Source organism: Pseudomonas sp. NPDC089554 (genome assembly GCF_050280645.1).
GTDB lineage: Bacteria > Pseudomonadota > Gammaproteobacteria > Pseudomonadales > Pseudomonadaceae > Aquipseudomonas.
Genome location: NZ_JBNNVR010000032.1, coordinates 1 through 18,067, shown reverse-complemented (window position 1 = coordinate 18,067; position 18,067 = coordinate 1). Strand labels below are relative to the sequence as shown.

Annotated in this window: 13 protein-coding genes, 2 tRNA genes and 2 pseudogenes; 9 read left to right on the top strand and 8 right to left on the bottom strand. The window is 62.6% G+C overall.

The genetic code is table 11. The annotated features are described in order from the left end of the window. Positions 1 to 25: 25 nt before the first annotated feature. From aspS to ACQKPE_RS12115, 4 genes are all read right to left on the bottom strand, one after another. Entirely contained in the window at positions 26 to 1,801 is a 1,776-nt protein-coding gene (gene aspS, locus ACQKPE_RS12130) for an aspartate--tRNA ligase (RefSeq protein WP_427666087.1), read from the bottom strand. 94 nt (positions 1,802 to 1,895) lie between these two features. Beyond that, complete coding sequence (locus ACQKPE_RS12125; RefSeq protein WP_427666085.1) at positions 1,896 to 2,117, bottom strand: FmdB family zinc ribbon protein; 222 nt, start codon at positions 2,115 to 2,117, stop codon at positions 1,896 to 1,898. An 88-nt stretch (positions 2,118 to 2,205) separates the two neighbouring features. After that, a complete protein-coding gene (locus ACQKPE_RS12120; RefSeq protein WP_427666083.1) occupies positions 2,206 to 2,523 on the bottom strand; it encodes a ribbon-helix-helix domain-containing protein in 318 nt (105 codons plus the stop codon). Between the two features lie 181 nt (positions 2,524 to 2,704). Next, positions 2,705 to 3,178, bottom strand: a complete 474-nt coding sequence (locus ACQKPE_RS12115) for a Dps family protein (RefSeq protein WP_375098246.1) — start codon at positions 3,176 to 3,178, stop codon at positions 2,705 to 2,707. Positions 3,179 to 3,456: 278 nt separating this feature from the next. On the opposite strand from ACQKPE_RS12115, the gene ACQKPE_RS12110 reads away from it, so the two are divergent. Continuing rightward, positions 3,457 to 4,050, top strand: a complete 594-nt coding sequence (locus ACQKPE_RS12110; RefSeq protein WP_427666080.1) for a cold shock domain-containing protein membrane protein — start codon at positions 3,457 to 3,459, stop codon at positions 4,048 to 4,050. A gap of 22 nt (positions 4,051 to 4,072) precedes the next feature. Here the strand turns inward: ACQKPE_RS12110 and ACQKPE_RS12105 are convergent, their stop codons facing one another. Then, positions 4,073 to 4,279 (bottom strand): SlyX family protein, encoded by a 207-nt coding sequence (locus ACQKPE_RS12105; RefSeq protein ID WP_427666078.1) that lies wholly within the window; start codon positions 4,277 to 4,279, stop codon positions 4,073 to 4,075. Positions 4,280 to 4,284: 5 nt separating this feature from the next. Continuing rightward, on the bottom strand, positions 4,285 to 4,704 hold the full coding sequence (locus ACQKPE_RS12100; RefSeq protein WP_427666077.1) for an HIT family protein: 420 nt from the start codon (positions 4,702 to 4,704) through the stop codon (positions 4,285 to 4,287). Between the two features lie 759 nt (positions 4,705 to 5,463). On the opposite strand from ACQKPE_RS12100, the gene ACQKPE_RS12095 reads away from it, so the two are divergent. From ACQKPE_RS12095 to ACQKPE_RS12085, 3 genes are all read left to right on the top strand, one after another. Continuing rightward, on the top strand, positions 5,464 to 6,747 hold the full coding sequence (locus ACQKPE_RS12095; RefSeq protein WP_427666075.1) for an OprD family porin: 1,284 nt from the start codon (positions 5,464 to 5,466) through the stop codon (positions 6,745 to 6,747). Positions 6,748 to 6,913: 166 nt separating this feature from the next. Next, complete coding sequence (locus ACQKPE_RS12090; RefSeq protein WP_427666073.1) at positions 6,914 to 8,629, top strand: proline--tRNA ligase; 1,716 nt, start codon at positions 6,914 to 6,916, stop codon at positions 8,627 to 8,629. A gap of 21 nt (positions 8,630 to 8,650) precedes the next feature. After that, complete coding sequence (locus ACQKPE_RS12085) at positions 8,651 to 9,604, top strand: hypothetical protein (RefSeq protein ID WP_427666071.1); 954 nt, start codon at positions 8,651 to 8,653, stop codon at positions 9,602 to 9,604. Between the two features lie 30 nt (positions 9,605 to 9,634). Here the strand turns inward: ACQKPE_RS12085 and dinB are convergent, their stop codons facing one another. Beyond that, on the bottom strand, positions 9,635 to 10,696 hold the full coding sequence (gene dinB / locus ACQKPE_RS12080; protein ID WP_427666069.1) for a DNA polymerase IV: 1,062 nt from the start codon (positions 10,694 to 10,696) through the stop codon (positions 9,635 to 9,637). Between the two features lie 224 nt (positions 10,697 to 10,920). Here dinB and ACQKPE_RS12075 point away from each other — a divergent pair. The 4 genes and pseudogenes from ACQKPE_RS12075 to ACQKPE_RS12060 all read left to right on the top strand — a co-directional run bounded on the left by ACQKPE_RS12075 (position 10,921) and on the right by ACQKPE_RS12060 (position 15,359). Next, positions 10,921 to 10,997, top strand: a tRNA-Met gene (locus tag ACQKPE_RS12075). 121 nt (positions 10,998 to 11,118) lie between these two features. Then, positions 11,119 to 11,195, top strand: a tRNA-Met gene (locus ACQKPE_RS12070). Positions 11,196 to 11,431: 236 nt separating this feature from the next. Next, positions 11,432 to 14,067: pseudogene (gene mprF, locus ACQKPE_RS12065) on the top strand (bifunctional lysylphosphatidylglycerol flippase/synthetase MprF). Then, positions 14,067 to 15,359 (top strand): virulence factor family protein, encoded by a 1,293-nt coding sequence (locus ACQKPE_RS12060; protein WP_427666067.1) that lies wholly within the window; start codon positions 14,067 to 14,069, stop codon positions 15,357 to 15,359. The pseudogene mprF and the gene ACQKPE_RS12060 overlap by 1 nt, the downstream one beginning before the upstream one ends. A gap of 40 nt (positions 15,360 to 15,399) precedes the next feature. On the opposite strand, the gene ACQKPE_RS12055 is transcribed toward ACQKPE_RS12060, so the two are convergent. Then, positions 15,400 to 17,310, bottom strand: coding sequence for a potassium transporter Kup (locus ACQKPE_RS12055; RefSeq protein ID WP_427666065.1), 1,911 nt, complete (start codon positions 17,308 to 17,310; stop codon positions 15,400 to 15,402). A gap of 233 nt (positions 17,311 to 17,543) precedes the next feature. Between ACQKPE_RS12055 and rimO the strand changes: the two are divergent. Beyond that, a pseudogene (gene rimO / locus ACQKPE_RS12050) lies at positions 17,544 to 17,990 on the top strand (30S ribosomal protein S12 methylthiotransferase RimO); the annotation flags it as partial. Positions 17,991 to 18,067: the final 77 nt, after the last annotated feature.

Genomic DNA, 18,067 nt, shown 5'->3' with positions numbered 1-18,067 from the left:
CACCCAGGGATGCGCCCTGCCCCGTTTACTCGACCTTGGTCTGCTCGCGCAGGCGGATGTGCAGCTCGCGCAACGCCTTGGCGTCCACCAGGCCTGGGGCCTGGGTCATGACGCAAGCAGCGCTCTGGGTTTTCGGGAAGGCGATCACTTCACGGATCGACTGTGCGCCGGTCATCAGCATTACCAGGCGGTCCAGGCCGAAGGCCAGGCCACCATGGGGCGGCGCACCGAACTTCAGGGCGTCGAGCAGGAAGCCGAATTTCTCTTCCTGCTCCGCCGCCTCGATGCCCAGCAGACGGAACACGGCCTGTTGCATCTCCTTGCGGTGGATACGGATCGAGCCGCCACCCAGCTCGGTGCCGTTCAGCACCATGTCGTAGGCACGCGACAGCGCTGTGGCCGGGTTGGCCTCCAGCTCTTCAGGCGAGCACTTCGGCGCGGTGAAGGGGTGGTGCAGCGCAGTGAAGCTGCCGTCTTCGTTTTCCTCGAACATCGGGAAGTCGACGACCCACATCGGCGCCCACTCGCAGGTGAGCAGGTTGAAGTCGTGGCCGAGCTTGATGCGCAGTGCGCCCAGCGCTTCGCTGACCACTTTGAACTTGTCGGCACCGAAGAACACGATGTCGCCATCGACTGCACCCACACGGTCCAGGATGGTGTTGAGGTTGGCCTCAGGGATGTTCTTGACGATCGGCGACTGCAGGCCTTCAACGCCTTTGGCGCGCTCGTTGACCTTGATGTAGGCCAGGCCCTTGGCACCGTAGATGCCGACGAACTTGGTGTATTCGTCGATTTTGCTGCGCGGCATGCTGGCGCCGCCCGGCAGGCGCAGGGCAGTGACGCGGCACTTCGGATCGTTGGCAGGGCCGGCGAAAACCTTGAAGTCGACGTCTTTCAGCTGGTCGGCAACGTCGACCAGCTCCAGCGGGTTGCGCAGGTCGGGCTTGTCGGAGCCGTAGCGGCGCATGGCTTCTTCGAAGGTCATGTGCGGGAAGTCGCCGAACTCCAGGTCCAGCACTTCCTTGAACAGCTTGCGGATCATGCTCTCGGTGAGTCCCATGATCTCGGATTCGTCGAGGAAGCTGGTCTCGATGTCGATCTGGGTGAATTCCGGCTGGCGGTCGGCACGCAGGTCTTCGTCGCGGAAGCACTTGGCGATCTGGTAGTAGCGGTCGAAGCCGGCAACCATCAGCAACTGCTTGAACAGCTGTGGCGACTGCGGCAAGGCGAAGAAGCTACCGGCGTGGGTGCGGCTCGGCACTAGGTAGTCACGTGCGCCTTCCGGCGTGGCACGGGTCAGGATCGGGGTCTCGACATCGAGGAAGCCATTTTCGTCGAGGAAGCGACGGATGCTGCTGGTGATGCGCGAGCGCAGACGCAGCTTGTCAGCCATTTCCGGGCGACGCAGGTCGATGAAGCGATAGCGCAGGCGGGTTTCCTCGCCGACGTCAGAGTATTCGTTCAGCGGGAAGGGTGGCGTCTCGGCTTCGTTGAGCACGGTCAGCTGGTAACCCAGGATCTCGATAGCGCCAGACGCCATGTTCGGATTCACCGCACCTTCCGGACGCTTGCGCACCTTGCCGGTGACCTGCACAACGTACTCGCTGCGCACGCGGTCGGCGGCGGCGAAGGTGTCGGCACGGTCCGGGTCGAACACGACCTGGGCCATGCCTTCGCGGTCACGGATGTCGAGGAAGATCACACCGCCGTGGTCACGGCGACGGTGAACCCAGCCGCAAAGGGTGACTTCCTGGCCGTCCAGGCTCTCGTTCAGTTGGCCGCAATAATGGCTGCGCATCATGATGGTCGTTTCGCTTCTCGTGATTCGTGTATTCGGTGAAGGCCTTGGTCGCCCAGGGGGCTAATACTGCAAGACCCGCTCGCTGCAATTCAACTCAGTCGGCCTTGTCGCCGCCTGCCAGGTTCTTTTTCGCCCCGGTCTTGAAGTCGGTTTCATACCAGCCATTGCCGCTCAGGCGAAAACCAGGCACCGACAGTTGCTTCTTCAATGCAGGCGCCTGGCAGGCCGGGCAATCGGTCAGCGGCGCGGCGCTGATCTTTTGCAGTGCCTCCAGACGGTGGTCGCAGGCACTGCATTGGTAGTCATAAAGGGGCATGGATGTCTCTCGTCAACCATAACGCTGGCTGCCGGGGCAGCAAAAAGCGAGATTATATATGGTTAAGGAGTGCAGTGCAGCCCGGCGATCAGCGTATCCGGGGCGGCTCTTGCAGCCAGGCTACGCAGATCACCCGCACCAGACCACTGAAATTGCGCACGCCCCCCTGGCGCAGGTGCACCTCGCGGTCGATATAGGAAAGCACCGCGCTCACCGAACAGCCGTTGGCCTCGGCGATACATTCCAGGATGCGCCAATAGACCACCTCCAGGCGCAGACAGGTGGCAAAGCCATTCAAACGGATGGAACGCGAGACCGGCACGATCTGCTGCATGTCGAAATCGCTCTTGAACGGATCCTTGCAATCCTTGACCGGCCAACCACCCTGCTTGCCTGCTTGCGCCATATCTATTCACCACATCATTTCAGTGCACGGAAAAATCTGCGTGGGAGTACCACCCAGGTCGTGCAATGAAGCGCTGGCGCGCCGACACAAAGCAGCGGCAAAACCTTCCCCTCGCAATGAAAAGCCCGGTTGCGCGCTGGCGAAACCGGGCCTGGAGGGAAGGTGCAGCAGTGACTGCCCGTCAGTTGTTGTCGAGCAACACTCGCAACATCCAGGCGGTTTTTTCGTGAACCTGCATGCGCTGGGTCAGCAGGTCGGCGGTCGGCTCGTCACTGACCTTGTCCACTACCGGGAAGATGCTGCGCGCGGTGCGCACCACCGCTTCCTGGCCCTGGACCAACTGGCGGATCATTTCTTCAGCACCCGGCACACCTTCTTCTTCCTTGATCGAAGAGTGGCGCGCATAGAACGCATAGGAGCCAGGCGCCGGGAAACCCAGCGCACGAATGCGCTCGGCGATCGAATCGACCGCCAGTGCAAGTTCGTTGTACTGCTCCTCGAACATCAGGTGCAGCGTTCGAAACGACGGCCCCGTTACGTTCCAATGGAAGCTGTGGGTTTTCAGATACAGCACGTAAGTATCCGACAACAGCCGGGAAAGCCCTTCGACGATGGACTTGCGGTCTTCTTCGCTGATACCGATATCGATTGCCATGAATCTCCCCTTTTCCTAAGGCTTGACGATCAAGCAGGCCGAATCACTGTATCAAGACTTGCCAGCAGCTGCATGCGACACAGCGCAATACATCAGCTCGACCCTGCTGTGGTTTGAGAAGCCTGGGCCTTTGCTGTTAAATAGGCAGTGTGCCACCCGTGCGGATCGTTATTGCCGGGTGCATAGGCTGGCCAGTCGCGTGACCGCGCGCTCATCTCATGCGCACCGTGCTGCCAGCTCTTCCTGTGACCGGCCTTATCCACATGTGAGCCTACCCAATGTTCAAGATCGTCCATCTGCTGACGGGCGTGGCGGCTTTGCTGCTATCGCTCATGCCCAGCCTGAGAACCGACGCAACACCTCTCCTGCAGCACCCCGACGCGGTCTACCTGGCCCTGCTTGGCCTGCTCAACCTGGTCTTCGCCCCGGCGGCCTCGAACTACTATCAAGGTGCCCGCCAACTGCTGCAACGCTTGGCCAGTGCCTTGCTGGTCAGCGCGGTACTGCTGCAGACCGCCGCCCTGCTCGCGCGCCCGGAGCTTGGCAGCTTGCCAGCGCTGTTCGCCGCTGCCTTGGCCGTGGCCTCGTACCTGGGCGCCAGCTTCGCCCGCAGCGGCCGCAAGCCCCGTGCAAGCCAAGGCAACCTGCAAGACGCCGGCAAGCGCGATACCGGCACCGTGAAGTGGTTCAACACCTCCAAGGGCTTTGGCTTCATCTCTCGCGACTCGGGTGACGATATCTTCGTGCACTTTCGCGCCATTCGTGGCGAAGGCCACCGCGTACTGGTCGAAGGCCAGCGCGTGGAGTTCTCGGTGATGCATCGAGACAAAGGCCTGCAAGCCGAGGACGTGGTCGCGGTTTCGCGCCGCTAACCCACGCCCTGCCCCGCCGCCCTCAGTAATGAGGCGGCGGAGGCTCCTCCCCGCCGGCCTCATATTGACCGACCATCTCTTCATAACGCTTGAGCAATTCAGCCACCTGCAGCTGCAAGCGCTCAATCACCCGGTTCTGCTCCACCAGCACGTCGTTGAGTGCCTGGATGGTGTCGTCCTGGAACGCCTGGCGGCTTTCCAGCTCAATGATGCGGGCTTCCAATGGCATGAGCCTCAGGCCTCCTTCAAGTCGTTGCCAAGCAAGGCCCGCAGACGCTGCTGTATAGCCTCGACCTGCCCAGGCGCGTAGTCGATGGCAGGCACCTTGCCCCACACCGGCGCCGGCCACGCGGCGTCATCGCGATGACGAACGACCACATGCATGTGCAACTGGCTCACCACGTTACCCAGGGTGGCCACGTTCATCTTGTCGGCCGCGAATTCGCCGTTGAGCGCCTCGGCCAAACGCGTGGTTTCCTGCCAGAGCTGCTGCTGGTCGGCCGCGCTCAACTGGAACAACTCGCTCACCTCGGCACGCCGCGGTACCAGGATGAACCAGGGGTAGTTGGCATCTTTGCTCAGCAGCAGGCGACACAACTCAAGGTCACCCAACACCAGCGAATCCTGCTGTAGACGCGAATCCAGGACGAACACGACAACCTCCGACTTAGCCAATTGGCCCGCACTTGCGCGAGCACCATCGGTGCAGGATACCTGGCTTCAGGTCGGGCTTCATGACCCATCGCGCCCGTATCGCCCCTTTTTGGCCCCTACATTGATGGCTATGCGCCACATCCGGTAACACCGCGCTACTTTTCGCACCAAAATGATGCGAAAAATTTCCGATCAACACACCCACTGCGGCACAAAGTACTCAGGATGAACAATCCTCGGTAACACATTGACTTTAATGGCAGCTTCTGGCGACAAACCTCACAGAAAAAATCGGCATACCATCAGACAGTAGCACCCCCGTGTTTCCGGCGCTTCACAGCCTTTTCGCTGAAAAATGTGAAAATTTCATCAACGGTGATTGTTTTCTTGCACGCTTGTTGCATTCCTTTTACGCCAAGTCGGCACGAGACCTGCAAAGGCTGGTTGACGGGACGAATAACAACAGCGGCAACGATTCATCAGGGAGCCCCAGTTACCGACTTGGAACCTTTACGGTTTTATTACGGGCTGACGGCAACGCTGTAGTACACGACCGATTAAAACCGGTACGTGGTTTGCGACATGGATATAACCATTTGCGACATGAGCATAAACTTTCCGAAAGGTTGTTTTTTTCATATCGCCAAGAACAGTCAGCGTGATATACATTTTCGCCGACATAAAAAGAAAGAGCTGCCCCGATAACTAAAAAACCTGGGCGCAGCGGTACTCTTCCTAAAACCAAAGGAGCAAATCACGATGCGCGTGATGAAGTGGAGCATGATCGCCCTGGCCGTTGCGGCAGGGACTTCGCAGTTGGCAGTCGCCTCTTCGCAAGACGAATCCAAGGGCTTTATCGAAGACAGCAAGCTGAGCGTCAAAACTCGCATGCTGTACTTCAGCCGTGACTTCCGTAATGCCCCAGCCGGCGACCAAAGCCGCGTTGAAGAAACCGGTCTCGGTTTCGTTGGCACCTACGAGTCCGGCTTCACCCAGGGCACCATCGGCGTGGGTGTAGACGCCATTGGCATGCTGGGCCTGAAACTGGACAGCGGCAAGGGCCGTGCAGGCACTGGCCTGTTCCCGACCGGCAGCGACGAGCGCTCCCAGGACGACTACTCCAAGGGCGGCGGCGCAGTTAAGTTCCGCATCTCCGACACCGTGCTGAAAGTGGGCGACCAGTTCACCGCACTGCCGGTATTCGCTACCGACGACAGCCGCTTGCTGCCAGAACTGGCCCAAGGCGCCCTGTTCACCAGCAACGACATCAAGGGCCTGACCCTGCACGCCGGTCGCTTCACCAGCCTGACCGCGCAAGCCGAAACCAACCGCGACAGCTTTGGCCTGAAGAAAGCCGATGTATTCGGTGGCACCTACGCCATTACCGATAGCCTCAGCTCCAGCGTCTACTACTCGCGCGTCGAAGATCACTTCCGCAAGTGGTACGGTAACGTCAACTGGGCGCTGCCAATCAGCGACAAGCAAGGCCTGGTGTTCGACTTCAACATCTATGACACCAAGTCCATCGGCGATAACTTGACCGGTGCTTATGTTACCAAGGCCGACGGTACCAACGAACTCGACAACACCGTGTTCAGTATCTCCGGCGCTTACAACATTGGCGCTCACACCTTCACCCTGGCCTACCAGAAAGTGACCGGTGACGGTGACTATGCCTACGGCATCGACGGTGGCGGCACCGTATTCCTGGCCAACTCCATCGCCCGTTCCGACTTCAACGCTGAAGACGAGAAATCCTGGCAGGCTCGCTACGACCTGAACTTCGCCGAGTACGGCATTCCAGGCCTGACCTTCATGACCCGTTACGTGCGCGGTTCCGGTGCAACCACCCGCACCACCGACGACGGTAAGGAATGGGAACGCGACATCGACATCAAGTACGTCCTGCAGGAAGGCCCTGCCAAGGACCTGAGCTTCCGTGTCCGCCAGGCCACCTACCGTTCCTCCGATGGCGTCTACTACGGCTCCAACTCCATCGACGAACTGCGTCTGATCGTCGAGTACCCGCTGAGCATCCTGTAAGCCCCGGCTTGCAATGCCCCGCACCTGAAGAAGCCCGGCACTTGCCGGGCTTTTTCTTGCCAGTCTTGGCTGACAAGCGCGACGCCCTGGGGCATCCTGTACGCTTTCGTTTCGCCCCCGTACAATGCGGGGTCATTTCACATTCAGGCAATCGACACGGCTCCCCATGCGCACCAGTCAATATTTGCTCGCCACCCAGAAAGAAACCCCTGCCGACGCGGTCGTCATCAGCCACCAGCTCATGCTGCGCGCCGGCATGATCCGCAAACTGGCCTCTGGCCTTTACACCTGGCTGCCGATGGGCCTGCGGGTGATGCGCAAGGTCGAAACCGTGGTACGCGAGGAAATGAACGCCGCTGGCGCCCTGGAAGTGCTGATGCCGAGCATCCAGCCCGCCGAACTGTGGCAGGAGTCTGGCCGCTGGGAGCAGTACGGCCCTGAACTGCTGCGTCTGAAGGACCGCCATGACCGCGACTTCTGCGTAGGCCCGACCCATGAAGAGGTCATCACCGACCTGGCGCGCAACGAGCTGTCCAGCTATAAGCAGCTGCCGCTGAACATGTACCAGATCCAGACCAAGTTCCGTGACGAGATTCGTCCGCGCTTCGGCCTGATGCGCGGCCGCGAATTCATCATGAAGGACGCCTATTCCTTCCATGCCGACCAGGCTTCCCTGCAGGAAACCTACGACCGCATGCACCAGGCCTACAGCAACGTCTTCACCCGCCTGGGCCTGGACTTCCGCCCCGTGCAGGCCGACACCGGCTCGATCGGTGGCAGCTATTCCCACGAATTCCACGTACTCGCCTCTTCCGGCGAAGACGACGTGATCTTCAGCGACAGCTCCGACTACGCGGCCAACATCGAGAAGGCCGAGGCGATCCCACGCGAAACCGTGCGCCCAGCCCCTACCGAGGAGCTGCGCCTGGTCGACACCCCCGATGCCAAGACCATCGCACAACTGGTCGAGAACCATGGCCTGGCGATCGAGAAAACCGTCAAGACCCTGATCGTGCATGGCGCCGAGGAAGGCAAACTGATCGCCCTGATCGTGCGTGGCGACCATGAGCTGAACGAAATCAAGGCCGCCAAGCTGGAGCAGGTCGCCGACCCCGTGGTCATGGCCAGCGACGCCGAACTGCGCGCCGCCATCGGCGCTGGCGCAGGCTCCCTGGGCCCGCTGAACCTGCCGCTGGAAATCGTCATCGACCGCTCCGTTGCCCTGATGAGCGACTTCGGCATCGGCGCCAACATCGACGACAAGCACTACTTTGGCGTGAACTGGGAGCGTGACCTGCCGGTTCCACAGGTCGCCGACCTGCGCAACGTGGTCGCAGGCGACCCAAGCCCGGATGGCCAGGGCACCCTGGTGATCAAGCGCGGCATCGAGGTTGGCCACATCTTCCAGCTTGGCACCAAGTACAGCGAGGCGCTGAAATGCCAGGTGCTGGGCGAGAACGGCAAGCCGGTAACCCTGGCCATGGGTTGCTACGGTATTGGCGTGTCCCGCGTGGTCGCCGCTGCCATCGAGCAGAACCATGACGAGAAAGGCATCATCTGGAACGACGCCCTGGCGCCCTTCCAGATCGCCCTGGTACCGCTGCGCTACGAAACCGACCTGGTTCGCGAGGCCACCGACAAGCTCTACGCCGAGCTGACCGCCGCCGGCTTCGAAGTGCTGCTGGACGACCGCGACAAGAAAACCAGCCCCGGCATCAAGTTCGCCGACATGGAACTGATCGGTATTCCGCACCGCATCGTGGTCAGCGACCGCTCCCTGGCCGAAGGCAACCTTGAGTACAAGCACCGCACCGAGCAGGACGCCCAGGCGCTGCCACTGAATGAAGTGCTGACCTTCCTGCAAGCGCGCGTGCGCCGCTAACAGCCCAATGCACGAGTGAACATGTCCAAGCGAAGTACCATCACCCTGGGCGGCGCCGCACTCTGCGGCGCCCTGTTCGTCAGCGGTTGCGCCAACCATATGTCGCAGCGCAGCGAGCATGAGGAGCGTGTCGAGCGCAAGCTGCTCGAACACAGCCTGCAGATCGACGTCGGCGAGCCCAAGATCATGGAGCTTCCGCAGCGACGTGTGCGCATCCATGAGCAGCAGCGCTTCGAAGTCACCGAATTCGAAGTGACGCGCCGCTACGACCGCTACACCCCTTACCAACCCTGGCGGGAGGTCTACGAGATCCCGCTGGGTGCGGTAGCGGTGGTCGCCGGTGTCGGCGCCAACGTGGTGAACGTGTTCACCTTGGGCAACCTGCCGGACAGCATCACCCACGACTGGCTGAACTATGGCGTGGCCGGGCTCAACCCGTTCATGAACGTGCAGTCCAACGGGCGTGCCCAACAGAACCTGGCGGGTATCAGCGAGGTGCAGAAAGGCAAGCGCGAGGAAGCTACCAGCACCCCGTGGAGCGAGCGACTGGTGGAGGTCAAGGCCGGCAAGTCGACCCACGAGCTGACCACCGACCGCAATGGCGTGCTGCGCCTGAACCTGCTCGACAGCCCGTTCTCCGAGCAAAACCTCAAGAATGTCGGCACCCTGCACCTGCTGGTGGCCGACGAGGACAAAGGCGTGCGTGGCGATGCTAGCCTGCTGGTCAGCGCTACCCTGCGCAGCAAGCTGCTGGAGGCGCACGAGCTGATCTTCGACGACCTGGAAGACGACGAAGTCGGCCAGTGGGTGCACCGGGTCAAGCGTCTGTCGGAGCTGGGCCTGGAGGAAGAGGCCAGTGAACTGGAGCAGAGCCTGATCGAGCTGACCCGCAACGATCCGGAGCTGCAGCAGGAATTTCTCAAGACGCTGACCAAGGAAACCGGTCGACTGGTAGCCGACCCCGGCACACATTGACGCGATAAGGGCTGCTGAGCAGCCCTTTTTTCATGGCCCAAACAGCTCCAGCTGTTCATGGGCACCGCGCAGGTCGCGCAACCTCACCCCAACCCCCAGCAACCGCACTGGCTTGCCGCCCCGGGCGAAGGCCTGGCGCAGCAGCTGTCGATAGCTTTCCAGGTCTCGCCCAGCGCCTGCCTGCTCCAAGGTGGTCTGGCTGAAATCATGGAACTTGACCTTGACGAAGGGTTTATCCGGCTTGTAGCTGCTGTCCATCCGCGCAATCCGCTCATTCAGGCTTTCCAGCAGGCCAGGGATTTTCTCCAGGCAACTCGCCAGGTCCGGCAGGTCGGTATCGTAGGTATTTTCCACGCTCACCGACTGGCGTCGGCTGTCGTTCTGCACCGCGCGCTCATCGATACCCCGCGCCAGCCCAAAAAGGCGCTCGCCGAAACTGCCGAACTCGCGCACCAGCGCCAGCCGCGACCAGTCGCGCAATTCAAGGCAGGTAACGATGCCCAGACGTGCGAGCTTGTCCGCCGTGACCTTGCCCACGCCATGCAGACGGGCAACCGGCAAGGCCTCGACGAACGCCTCGACCTGGTCCGGCTTGACCACGAACAAGCCATTGGGTTTGCGCCAGTCACTGGCGATCTTGGCCAGGAACTTGTTCGGCGCCACCCCGGCCGAGACGGTGATGTGCAGCTTCTGAGCGACGCGTCGGCGAATGTCCTCGGCAATGCGCGTGGCGCTGCCGTCGAACCACTGGCTGTCGCTCACGTCCAGGTAGGCCTCGTCCAACGACAGCGGCTCGATCAATTCGGTGTAGTCGCGAAAGATCGTGTGAATCTCTCGCGAGGCCTCGCGGTAGGCCTCGAAGCGTGGCTTGACGATGAGCAGGTCCGGGCACAGCTTCAAGGCATGGTGCGACGACATCGCAGAACGCACGCCATAGGCTCGGGCTTCGTAGTTGCAGGTGGCAATCACGCCGCGGCGCTCCGGCGCCCCGCCCACGGCCATGGGCCGACCGACCAGGCGCGGGTCGTCACGCATCTCGATCGCGGCATAAAAGCAATCGCAGTCGATGTGAATGATCTTGCGCTGAGACATGGATGACCACAGATACTGTAAATTCATACAGATACTACAGCATCATCAGACCTTAGGCAGCCAACAAGCGCCAGATGGCGGCGCTGTGCCTACACCGACAGCAAGCCCGCGCCGTTGCTGGCTCGCAGCGCCAAATGAGAACGCTAAGGGTTTGAACGAAAAAGACTTTTTTCACGAAAGCGCTTGACAGCGTGAAGGATTTCCGTAGAATTCGGTTCCACAGGCGCGGGATGGAGCAGCCTGGTAGCTCGTCGGGCTCATAACCCGAAGGTCGTCGGTTCAAATCCGGCTCCCGCAACCAAACTTGAGAAAGGCCACTGTTTACGCAGTGGCCTTTTTCTTTGCCTCTGGAAAAATACTTAAAAAAATCAAAGGCTAATGCTTGACACCACAGCGCATTTGCGTAGAATGCGCCCCACTGACGCGGGATGGAGCAGCCTGGTAGCTCGTCGGGCTCATAACCCGAAGGTCGTCGGTTCAAATCCGGCTCCCGCAACCATATTCGTCAGAACAAACCCCGCCTGTTTTCGGACAGGCGGGGTTTTTTGCATTTGCCCTTCCAAAAATCCCCCGCCGCCACGTGCACTGCACCCGCATGAACTAACTTTAACTATCCTGAAACAGTTAAACCGACACAGCTCGGAGTAATATTTGGATACGTTTTCCCAAAGGGACTTTCACTTGGCCGCACCTCTCCCCTACCTCGCGCCGCGTGCCCGGGGTGATTCATGACCGCTGCTCCCCAAGATTCCCCAGCCCCCGTCACCGCCGCGTTGCCCGCAGCCGCACAGCGCTTGCCGTGGTTGGAGCGCCTGAGCAAGTACCGCCAGCCGATTGGCCTGGGGGTGACCTTGCTGCTGTTCGCCATGGGCCTGATCGCCTGTCGCCACCTGTTGAGCGAGCTGGACATCTATGCCCTGCACGACGCCATGCTCAGCGTTCCGGCAACTGCGTTGCTCGGGGCGCTGCTGGCCAGTGCGGTGGGTTTCGTGATCCTGCTGGGCTACGAGTGGTCGGCCTGTCGCTACGCCGCCGTCAAGCTGCCCACCCGTACGCTGCTGCTGGGTGGTTTCAGCGCATTCGCCATCGGCAACGCCATAGGCCTGTCGATGCTTTCCGGTGGGTCGGTGCGCTATCGCCTGTATGCCCGCCAAGGCCTGGGGGCCGCCGAGGTGGCACGGATGACCGTGTTCGCCAGCCTGTCCCTGGGCTGCGCCCTGCCTCCGCTGGCCGCCGTGGCCACCCTCAGCGACCTGCCTGGCGCTGCCACCGCGCTGCGCATGCCCGCAGCACTGCTCGGTGGTGTCGCAGTAGCCGTGCTATTGGCCACTGCCGTGCTGGTGATTGGCCTATACCGTCGTCGCACGGCGGAACAACCCCTGCCCGACAACCTGCTGGTTCAGCTTGGCCGCCGCACCCTGCGCCTGCCCGGTGCGCGCCTGGCGGCCCTGCAACTGCTGATTACCGCCCTGGATGTCGCCGCCGCCGCAACCGTACTCTACCTGCTGCTGCCCGAAGCCCCACCCTTCGGCGCCTTCGTGCTGGTGTACCTGCTGGCGCTGGCCGCCGGCGTACTTAGCCACGTACCTGGCGGCGTCGGGGTGTTCGAGGCGATCCTGCTGGCGGCCTTTGCCAACCAGCTGGGCGCCGCGCCACTGGCCGCTGCACTGTTGCTGTACCGCCTGATCTACGTGGTCTTGCCGTTGCTGCTGGCCTGCGTGTTGCTGCTGGCCAACGAGGCCCGCCGCCTGCTGTTCGCCCAGCAGGCAATCAAGGCAGCTTCCGGGCTCGCAGCGCCAGTGCTGGCGATATTGGTGTTTCTCTCGGGCGTGGTGCTGCTGTTTTCCGGCGTGACCCCGGAGATCGACAGCCGCCTGCAGCACATGGGCTTTCTCATTCCGCACCGGCTGATCGACGCCTCGCACTTTGGCGCCAGCCTGATCGGCGTGCTCTGCCTGCTGCTGGCCCAGGGCCTGCGCCGTCGTCTGTCCGCTGCCTGGTTGCTGACCATGGTGCTGTTGCTAGCGGGCGCGGTGCTGTCGCTACTCAAGGGCTTCGACTGGGAAGAAGCCTCGCTGATGATGTTCACCACTGCCCTGCTGGCGCTGTTCCGTCGTTCGTTCTACCGCCCCAGCCGTTTGCTGGAACTGCCCTTCTCGCCGGTGTACCTGGTGGCTAGCGCCTGCGTGGTGGGGGCCTCGGTGTGGCTGCTGCTGTTCGCCTACCAGGACGTGCCCTACACCCATAAGCTGTGGTGGCAGTTCACCCTGGACGCCGATGCCCCACGCGGCCTGCGCGCCGCCATGGGCAGCGCGGTGCTGCTAGTGATCGTCGCCCTGACCTGGCTGCTGCGCACCGCCCGCCCGGTGATCCACCTACCCACCGAAGACGAACTGCAACGCGCCAGTCGCATCCTGCTGGCCTCCGACCAGCCCGACGGCGGCCTGGCCTTGACCGCCGACAAGGCGCTGCTGTTCCACCCCAGCGACAACGCCTTCCTCATGTACGCCCGCCGTGGCCGCAGCCTGGTGGCGCTGTACGACCCGATCGGCCCGGCCCAGGAGCGCGCCGAGATGATCTGGCAGTTCCGCGACCTGTGCGACCTGCATCACGCCCGCCCGGTGTTCTACCAGGTCCGCGCCGAGAACCTGCCGTTCTACATGGACATCGGCCTGACCGCGATCAAGCTCGGCGAGGAAGCCCGGGTCGATTTGCGCCGCTTCGACCTTGAAGCCAAGGGCAAGGAGATGAAAGACCTGCGCTACACCTGGAACCGCGGCACTCGCGATGGCCTGACCCTGGAAGTGCATGAACCCGGCCAGGCGCCCCTGGACGAACTGAGGCAGATCTCCGACGCCTGGCTCACCGGTAAGAACGTGCGCGAGAAAGGCTTCTCGCTAGGGCGCTTCAGCCCCGACTACCTGCGCCACTTCCGCATCGCGCTGATCCGATTCCAGGGCCGCCCGGTGGCCTTCGCCAACCTGCTGGAGACCCACAGCAACGAACTGGCCAGCCTCGACCTGATGCGCGCCCACCCCGAAGCGCCAAAGCTGACCATGGAATTCATGATGATCGGCTTGATCCTGCACTATAAAAGCCACGACTACGCTCGCTTCAGCCTTGGCATGGTGCCGCTTTCCGGCCTGCAACCACGCCGCGGCGCACCCTTGACCCAACGCCTGGGCTCGATGGTGTTCCAACGCGGCGAACAGCTCTACAACTTCCAGGGCCTGCGGCGCTTCAAGGACAAGTTCCAGCCGGACTGGGAACCTCGCTACATGGCTGTGCCGGCCGGGCTCGACCCGCTGGTGGCACTGGCCGATACCGCCGCCCTGATCGCAGGCGGCCTGACTGGATTGGTGAAACGCTGATGATCCGACGTTATTGGCTGTATGTCCTGGTCCCCCTGCTGCTGGCCTTGCTGGCCGCAGGCGCGGCCTTCTGGCACTGGACCCGCCCAGCACCCGCAGTGCAGGTGGAGCACCTGACCCTGACCGATGGCAGCGCCCTCACCCGCGCCACCCCTGGCGTTCGCGCCAAGGCCTTGGTGGCCATCGGCGTGCCCCACGACCAGGCCCTGAGCGACAAGCAGTTGCTCGACCTCAGCCAGGCCGGTGCCGCCCAACTGGTGCAGGTAGTGCTGCCCACCGGCGATTGCAGCAAGCAGCTACAAGCCATGGACCTGGCCATGGCACAACTGGCCGGCAAGCCGACCCTGGTGGCCGGTATCGGCCCCGGCGCCAGCGAGGCCTGGCGCTGGCTGGCCGCGCAGAACGACGACAAGGCACGAGCCATCTCGGTCGACTTCAATGTCGAACAACCGGCCTGCCAGGCCGCCCTGCCGAAAACCGCCGCCCACGGCCACTGGAGCGTGGCCTGGAACGACAACCCGGACGACGCCAGTGCCGCCTTCGTACGCGACCAGGCCAATGCCGAGACCAGCATCGCCGACTACGACATCCACCTGCCACAGGTGCTCAAGGCGCAGCTGACCCAAGCCCTGGTCGGTCGCGATGGCAACGCCCTGGCGATCCCGGTGGTGGAAGTTCCGGCTGGACAGACCGCCGACACCGTCACCCTGTTCCTGTCCGGTGATGGCGGCTGGCGTGACCTGGACCGCGATGTCGCCGGGGAAATGGCCAAGATGGGCTACCCGGTGGTGGGCATCGACACCCTGCGCTACTACTGGCAGCACAAGACCCCAGAACAAAGCGCCCTGGACCTGTCCGAGCTGATGCAGCACTACCGGCAGAAATGGGGCACCAAGCGCTTCGTGCTGACCGGCTACTCGTTCGGCGCCGACGTGCTGCCGGCGATCTACAACCGCCTCTCGGCCGACGACCAGAAACGTATCGATGCTGTCATCCTGCTGGCCTTCGCCCGCAGCGGCAGCTTCGAAATCGCGGTGGAGGGCTGGTTGGGCAAGGAAGGCCAAGAGGCACTGACCGGGCCAGAGATGGCCAAGCTGCCGGCGGCCAAGGTGGTGTGCATCTATGGCGTTGAGGAAAGTGACGAGAGCGGCTGCACCGACAAGAGTGCCGTGGGCGAGCGCCTGAAGCTGCCGGGCGGGCACCACTTCGACGAGAACTACCCGTCACTGGCCAAGCGCCTGATCGGCGAGATCGAGACCCGCCAGGGCAAGGCCAATGTGGCTGAGCAGTGAAATACAAAGGGGCCGCTAATGCGGCCCCTTCTACATACCCTTAGATCTCAACCTGCGTCCCCAACTCGATCACCCGGTTCAACGGCAGGTTGAAGAACCGCAAGTTGCCGTTGGCATTCTTCAGCAGGAACGCGAACAGGCTCCCGCGCCAGCGCGCCATGCCCTCCAGGCGCGAGGCGATCACGGTCTCGCGGCTGAGGAAATAGGTGGTGCGCATCGGGCTGAAGTCCAGTTCATCCAGGTGGCATAGCCTCAGCGCCGCCGGCACGTCCGGCTCATCCATGAAACCGAAGTGCAGCAGCACGCGGAAGAAGCCGTCGCCATAGGCTTCCACCTCGAAGCGCTCCTGTTCCGGCACCCGTGGCCGGTCCTCGCTGACCACTGTCAATAGCACCACCTGGCTGTGCAGCACCTGGTTGTGCAGCATGTTGTGCAACAAGGCATGCGGGACGGCATCAGGCCTGGCGGTAAGAAACACCGCCGTGCCTTCGACCCGGTGCGGCGGCTGCACGCGGATGCTGCTGATGAACACCGGCAGCGGCAGTGCCCCTTCGTCGATACGCTCCACGAGGATCTGCTTGCCGCGCTTCCAGGTGCTCATGAGCACGAACAGCACCAAGCCGGCCAACACCGGGAAGGCGCCGCCCTGGACGATCTTCGGCACGTTGGCGGCGAAGAACAGCCCATCCACCAGCAAAAAGCCCACCAGCAGCGGCACCGCCAGCAGCGGCGGCCACTTCCACAGCAGCAACATCACCGCCGCCACCAAAACGCTGGTCATCAGCATGGTGCCAGTCACCGCTACGCCATAGGCCGCCGCCAGGGCGCCAGACGACTCGAAGCCGATCACCAGCAGCACCACGCCGACCATCAGCGCCCAGTTCACTGCAGCGATGTAGATCTGCCCCTGCTCGTCGCTGGAGGTGTGCTGGATCTGCATGCGCGGGATATAACCCAGCTGGATGGCCTGCCGGGTCAGGGAGAAGGCCCCGGAAATCACCGCCTGCGAGGCGATTACCGTGGCCAGGGTGGCCAACCCGACCAGCGGCAGCAGCGCCCAGCCCGGCGCCAGCAGGTAGAACGGGTTGCGCGCAGCCTCGGGGTTCTGCAGCAGCATCGCGCCCTGGCCGAAGTAATTCAGCACCAGGGCCGGCAGCACCAGGGCGAACCAGGCGCGAGCGATCGGCTTGCGGCCAAAATGCCCCATGTCGGCGTACAACGCCTCGGCACCGGTCAGCGCCAGCACCACCGCGCCAAGAATCGCCACGCCCATGCCGGGGTGAACGATGAAGAAGTGGATCGCCCAGCCGGGGTTGAAGGCCTTGAGCACTTCAGGGCTTTGCAGGATGCCATGCACGCCAAGCGCGGCCAGCACCACGAACCAGGTGACCATGATCGGGCCGAAGGCCTTGCCGATTTTCTCGGTGCCGTGCTTTTGCACCAGGAACAGCGCCACCAGCACCACCAGCGAGATCGGCACCACCCAATGGTCGATACCGTCGAATGCCAGGCCCATGCCCTCCACCGCCGACAGCACCGACACCGCCGGGGTGATCATGCTGTCGCCATAGAACAGCGACGCACCTACCAAGCCGCAGCCGACCATCAGCATGCGCAGCCGCGGGTACTGCGCCGTGGCCCGCCGCGCCAGCGCGGTCAGGGCCATGGTGCCGCCTTCGCCCTGGTTGTCGGCACGCAGGATGAACATCACGTACTTGAACGACACCACCCACAACAGCGACCAGAGAATCAGCGACAGGATGCCCAGCACGCCATCGTGATCCACCTGCACCCCGTAGCCGCCGTTGAACACCTCCTTGAGGGTATACAACGGGCTGGTGCCGATATCGCCGTACACCACCCCCACAGCGGCCACCAGCAGGCTCAACGGCCGTGCTGCGCCCTGCTTCCCTTCGTGCCCACCCTCGGCGTGGCTGCTTGCCTGAACCATCGACCACTCCCGCAGACGGCCTGCTAGACCGAATAGAATTCACCGCACGCCCGGCCTTGAGAGGCCCAGGCGCAACGGCGCGAAGCATAGCCCAGCGCTCGTCGCTTTTCTGCTGGTCAAGTGCCTCCGTGCTCGCTAGAATTGCGCACTTTTTGATCAGAGGCGCCGATAGCGCCCGTCAAGATCGCCCCCGACCACGGCTGGGCGAACTGTATTCAATACCGAGGTTAGCCATGTCCACCACTCCCGCCACGCCGAAGGTCGGCTTTGTCAGCCTGGGTTGCCCCAAGGCCCTGGTCGACTCCGAACGCATCCTGACCCAGCTGCGCATGGAAGGTTACGAAGTCGTACCGACCTACGAGGACGCCGACGTGGTGGTGGTCAACACCTGCGGCTTCATCGACAGCGCCAAGGCCGAGTCGCTGGAAGTGATCGGCGAAGCGATCAAGGAAAACGGCAAGGTCATCGTCACCGGCTGCATGGGCGTCGACGAAGGCAATATCCGTGACGTGCACCCCAGCGTGCTGTCGGTCAGTGGCCCGCAGCAGTACGAGCAGGTGGTCAACGCCGTGCACGAAGTGGTGCCGCCACGCCAGGACCACAACCCGCTGATCGACCTGGTGCCGCCCCAGGGCGTCAAGCTGACCCCGCGCCACTACGCCTACCTGAAGATTTCCGAATGACCAGAATCGGAGGCAGCGTAAGGTGGAAAAAGGCCTGCTGGACGCCGCGCTGGTCTACCAGCCGAACTACGGCC

Coding starts and splice junctions, on each gene's coding strand:
- ACQKPE_RS12110 (WP_427666080.1), top strand. CDS start 3,457: ATGTTCAAGATCGTCCATCTGCTGACGGGCGTGGCGGCTTTGCTGCTA.
- aspS (WP_427666087.1), bottom strand. CDS start 1,801: ATGATGCGCAGCCATTATTGCGGCCAACTGAACGAGAGCCTGGACGGC.
- ACQKPE_RS12125 (WP_427666085.1), bottom strand. CDS start 2,117: ATGCCCCTTTATGACTACCAATGCAGTGCCTGCGACCACCGTCTGGAG.
- dinB (WP_427666069.1), bottom strand. CDS start 10,696: ATGTCTCAGCGCAAGATCATTCACATCGACTGCGATTGCTTTTATGCC.
- ACQKPE_RS12115 (WP_375098246.1), bottom strand. CDS start 3,178: ATGGCAATCGATATCGGTATCAGCGAAGAAGACCGCAAGTCCATCGTC.
- ACQKPE_RS12105 (WP_427666078.1), bottom strand. CDS start 4,279: ATGCCATTGGAAGCCCGCATCATTGAGCTGGAAAGCCGCCAGGCGTTC.
- ACQKPE_RS12060 (WP_427666067.1), top strand. CDS start 14,067: ATGATCCGACGTTATTGGCTGTATGTCCTGGTCCCCCTGCTGCTGGCC.
- ACQKPE_RS12120 (WP_427666083.1), bottom strand. CDS start 2,523: ATGGCGCAAGCAGGCAAGCAGGGTGGTTGGCCGGTCAAGGATTGCAAG.
- ACQKPE_RS12095 (WP_427666075.1), top strand. CDS start 5,464: ATGCGCGTGATGAAGTGGAGCATGATCGCCCTGGCCGTTGCGGCAGGG.
- ACQKPE_RS12055 (WP_427666065.1), bottom strand. CDS start 17,310: ATGGTTCAGGCAAGCAGCCACGCCGAGGGTGGGCACGAAGGGAAGCAG.
- ACQKPE_RS12085 (WP_427666071.1), top strand. CDS start 8,651: ATGTCCAAGCGAAGTACCATCACCCTGGGCGGCGCCGCACTCTGCGGC.
- ACQKPE_RS12090 (WP_427666073.1), top strand. CDS start 6,914: ATGCGCACCAGTCAATATTTGCTCGCCACCCAGAAAGAAACCCCTGCC.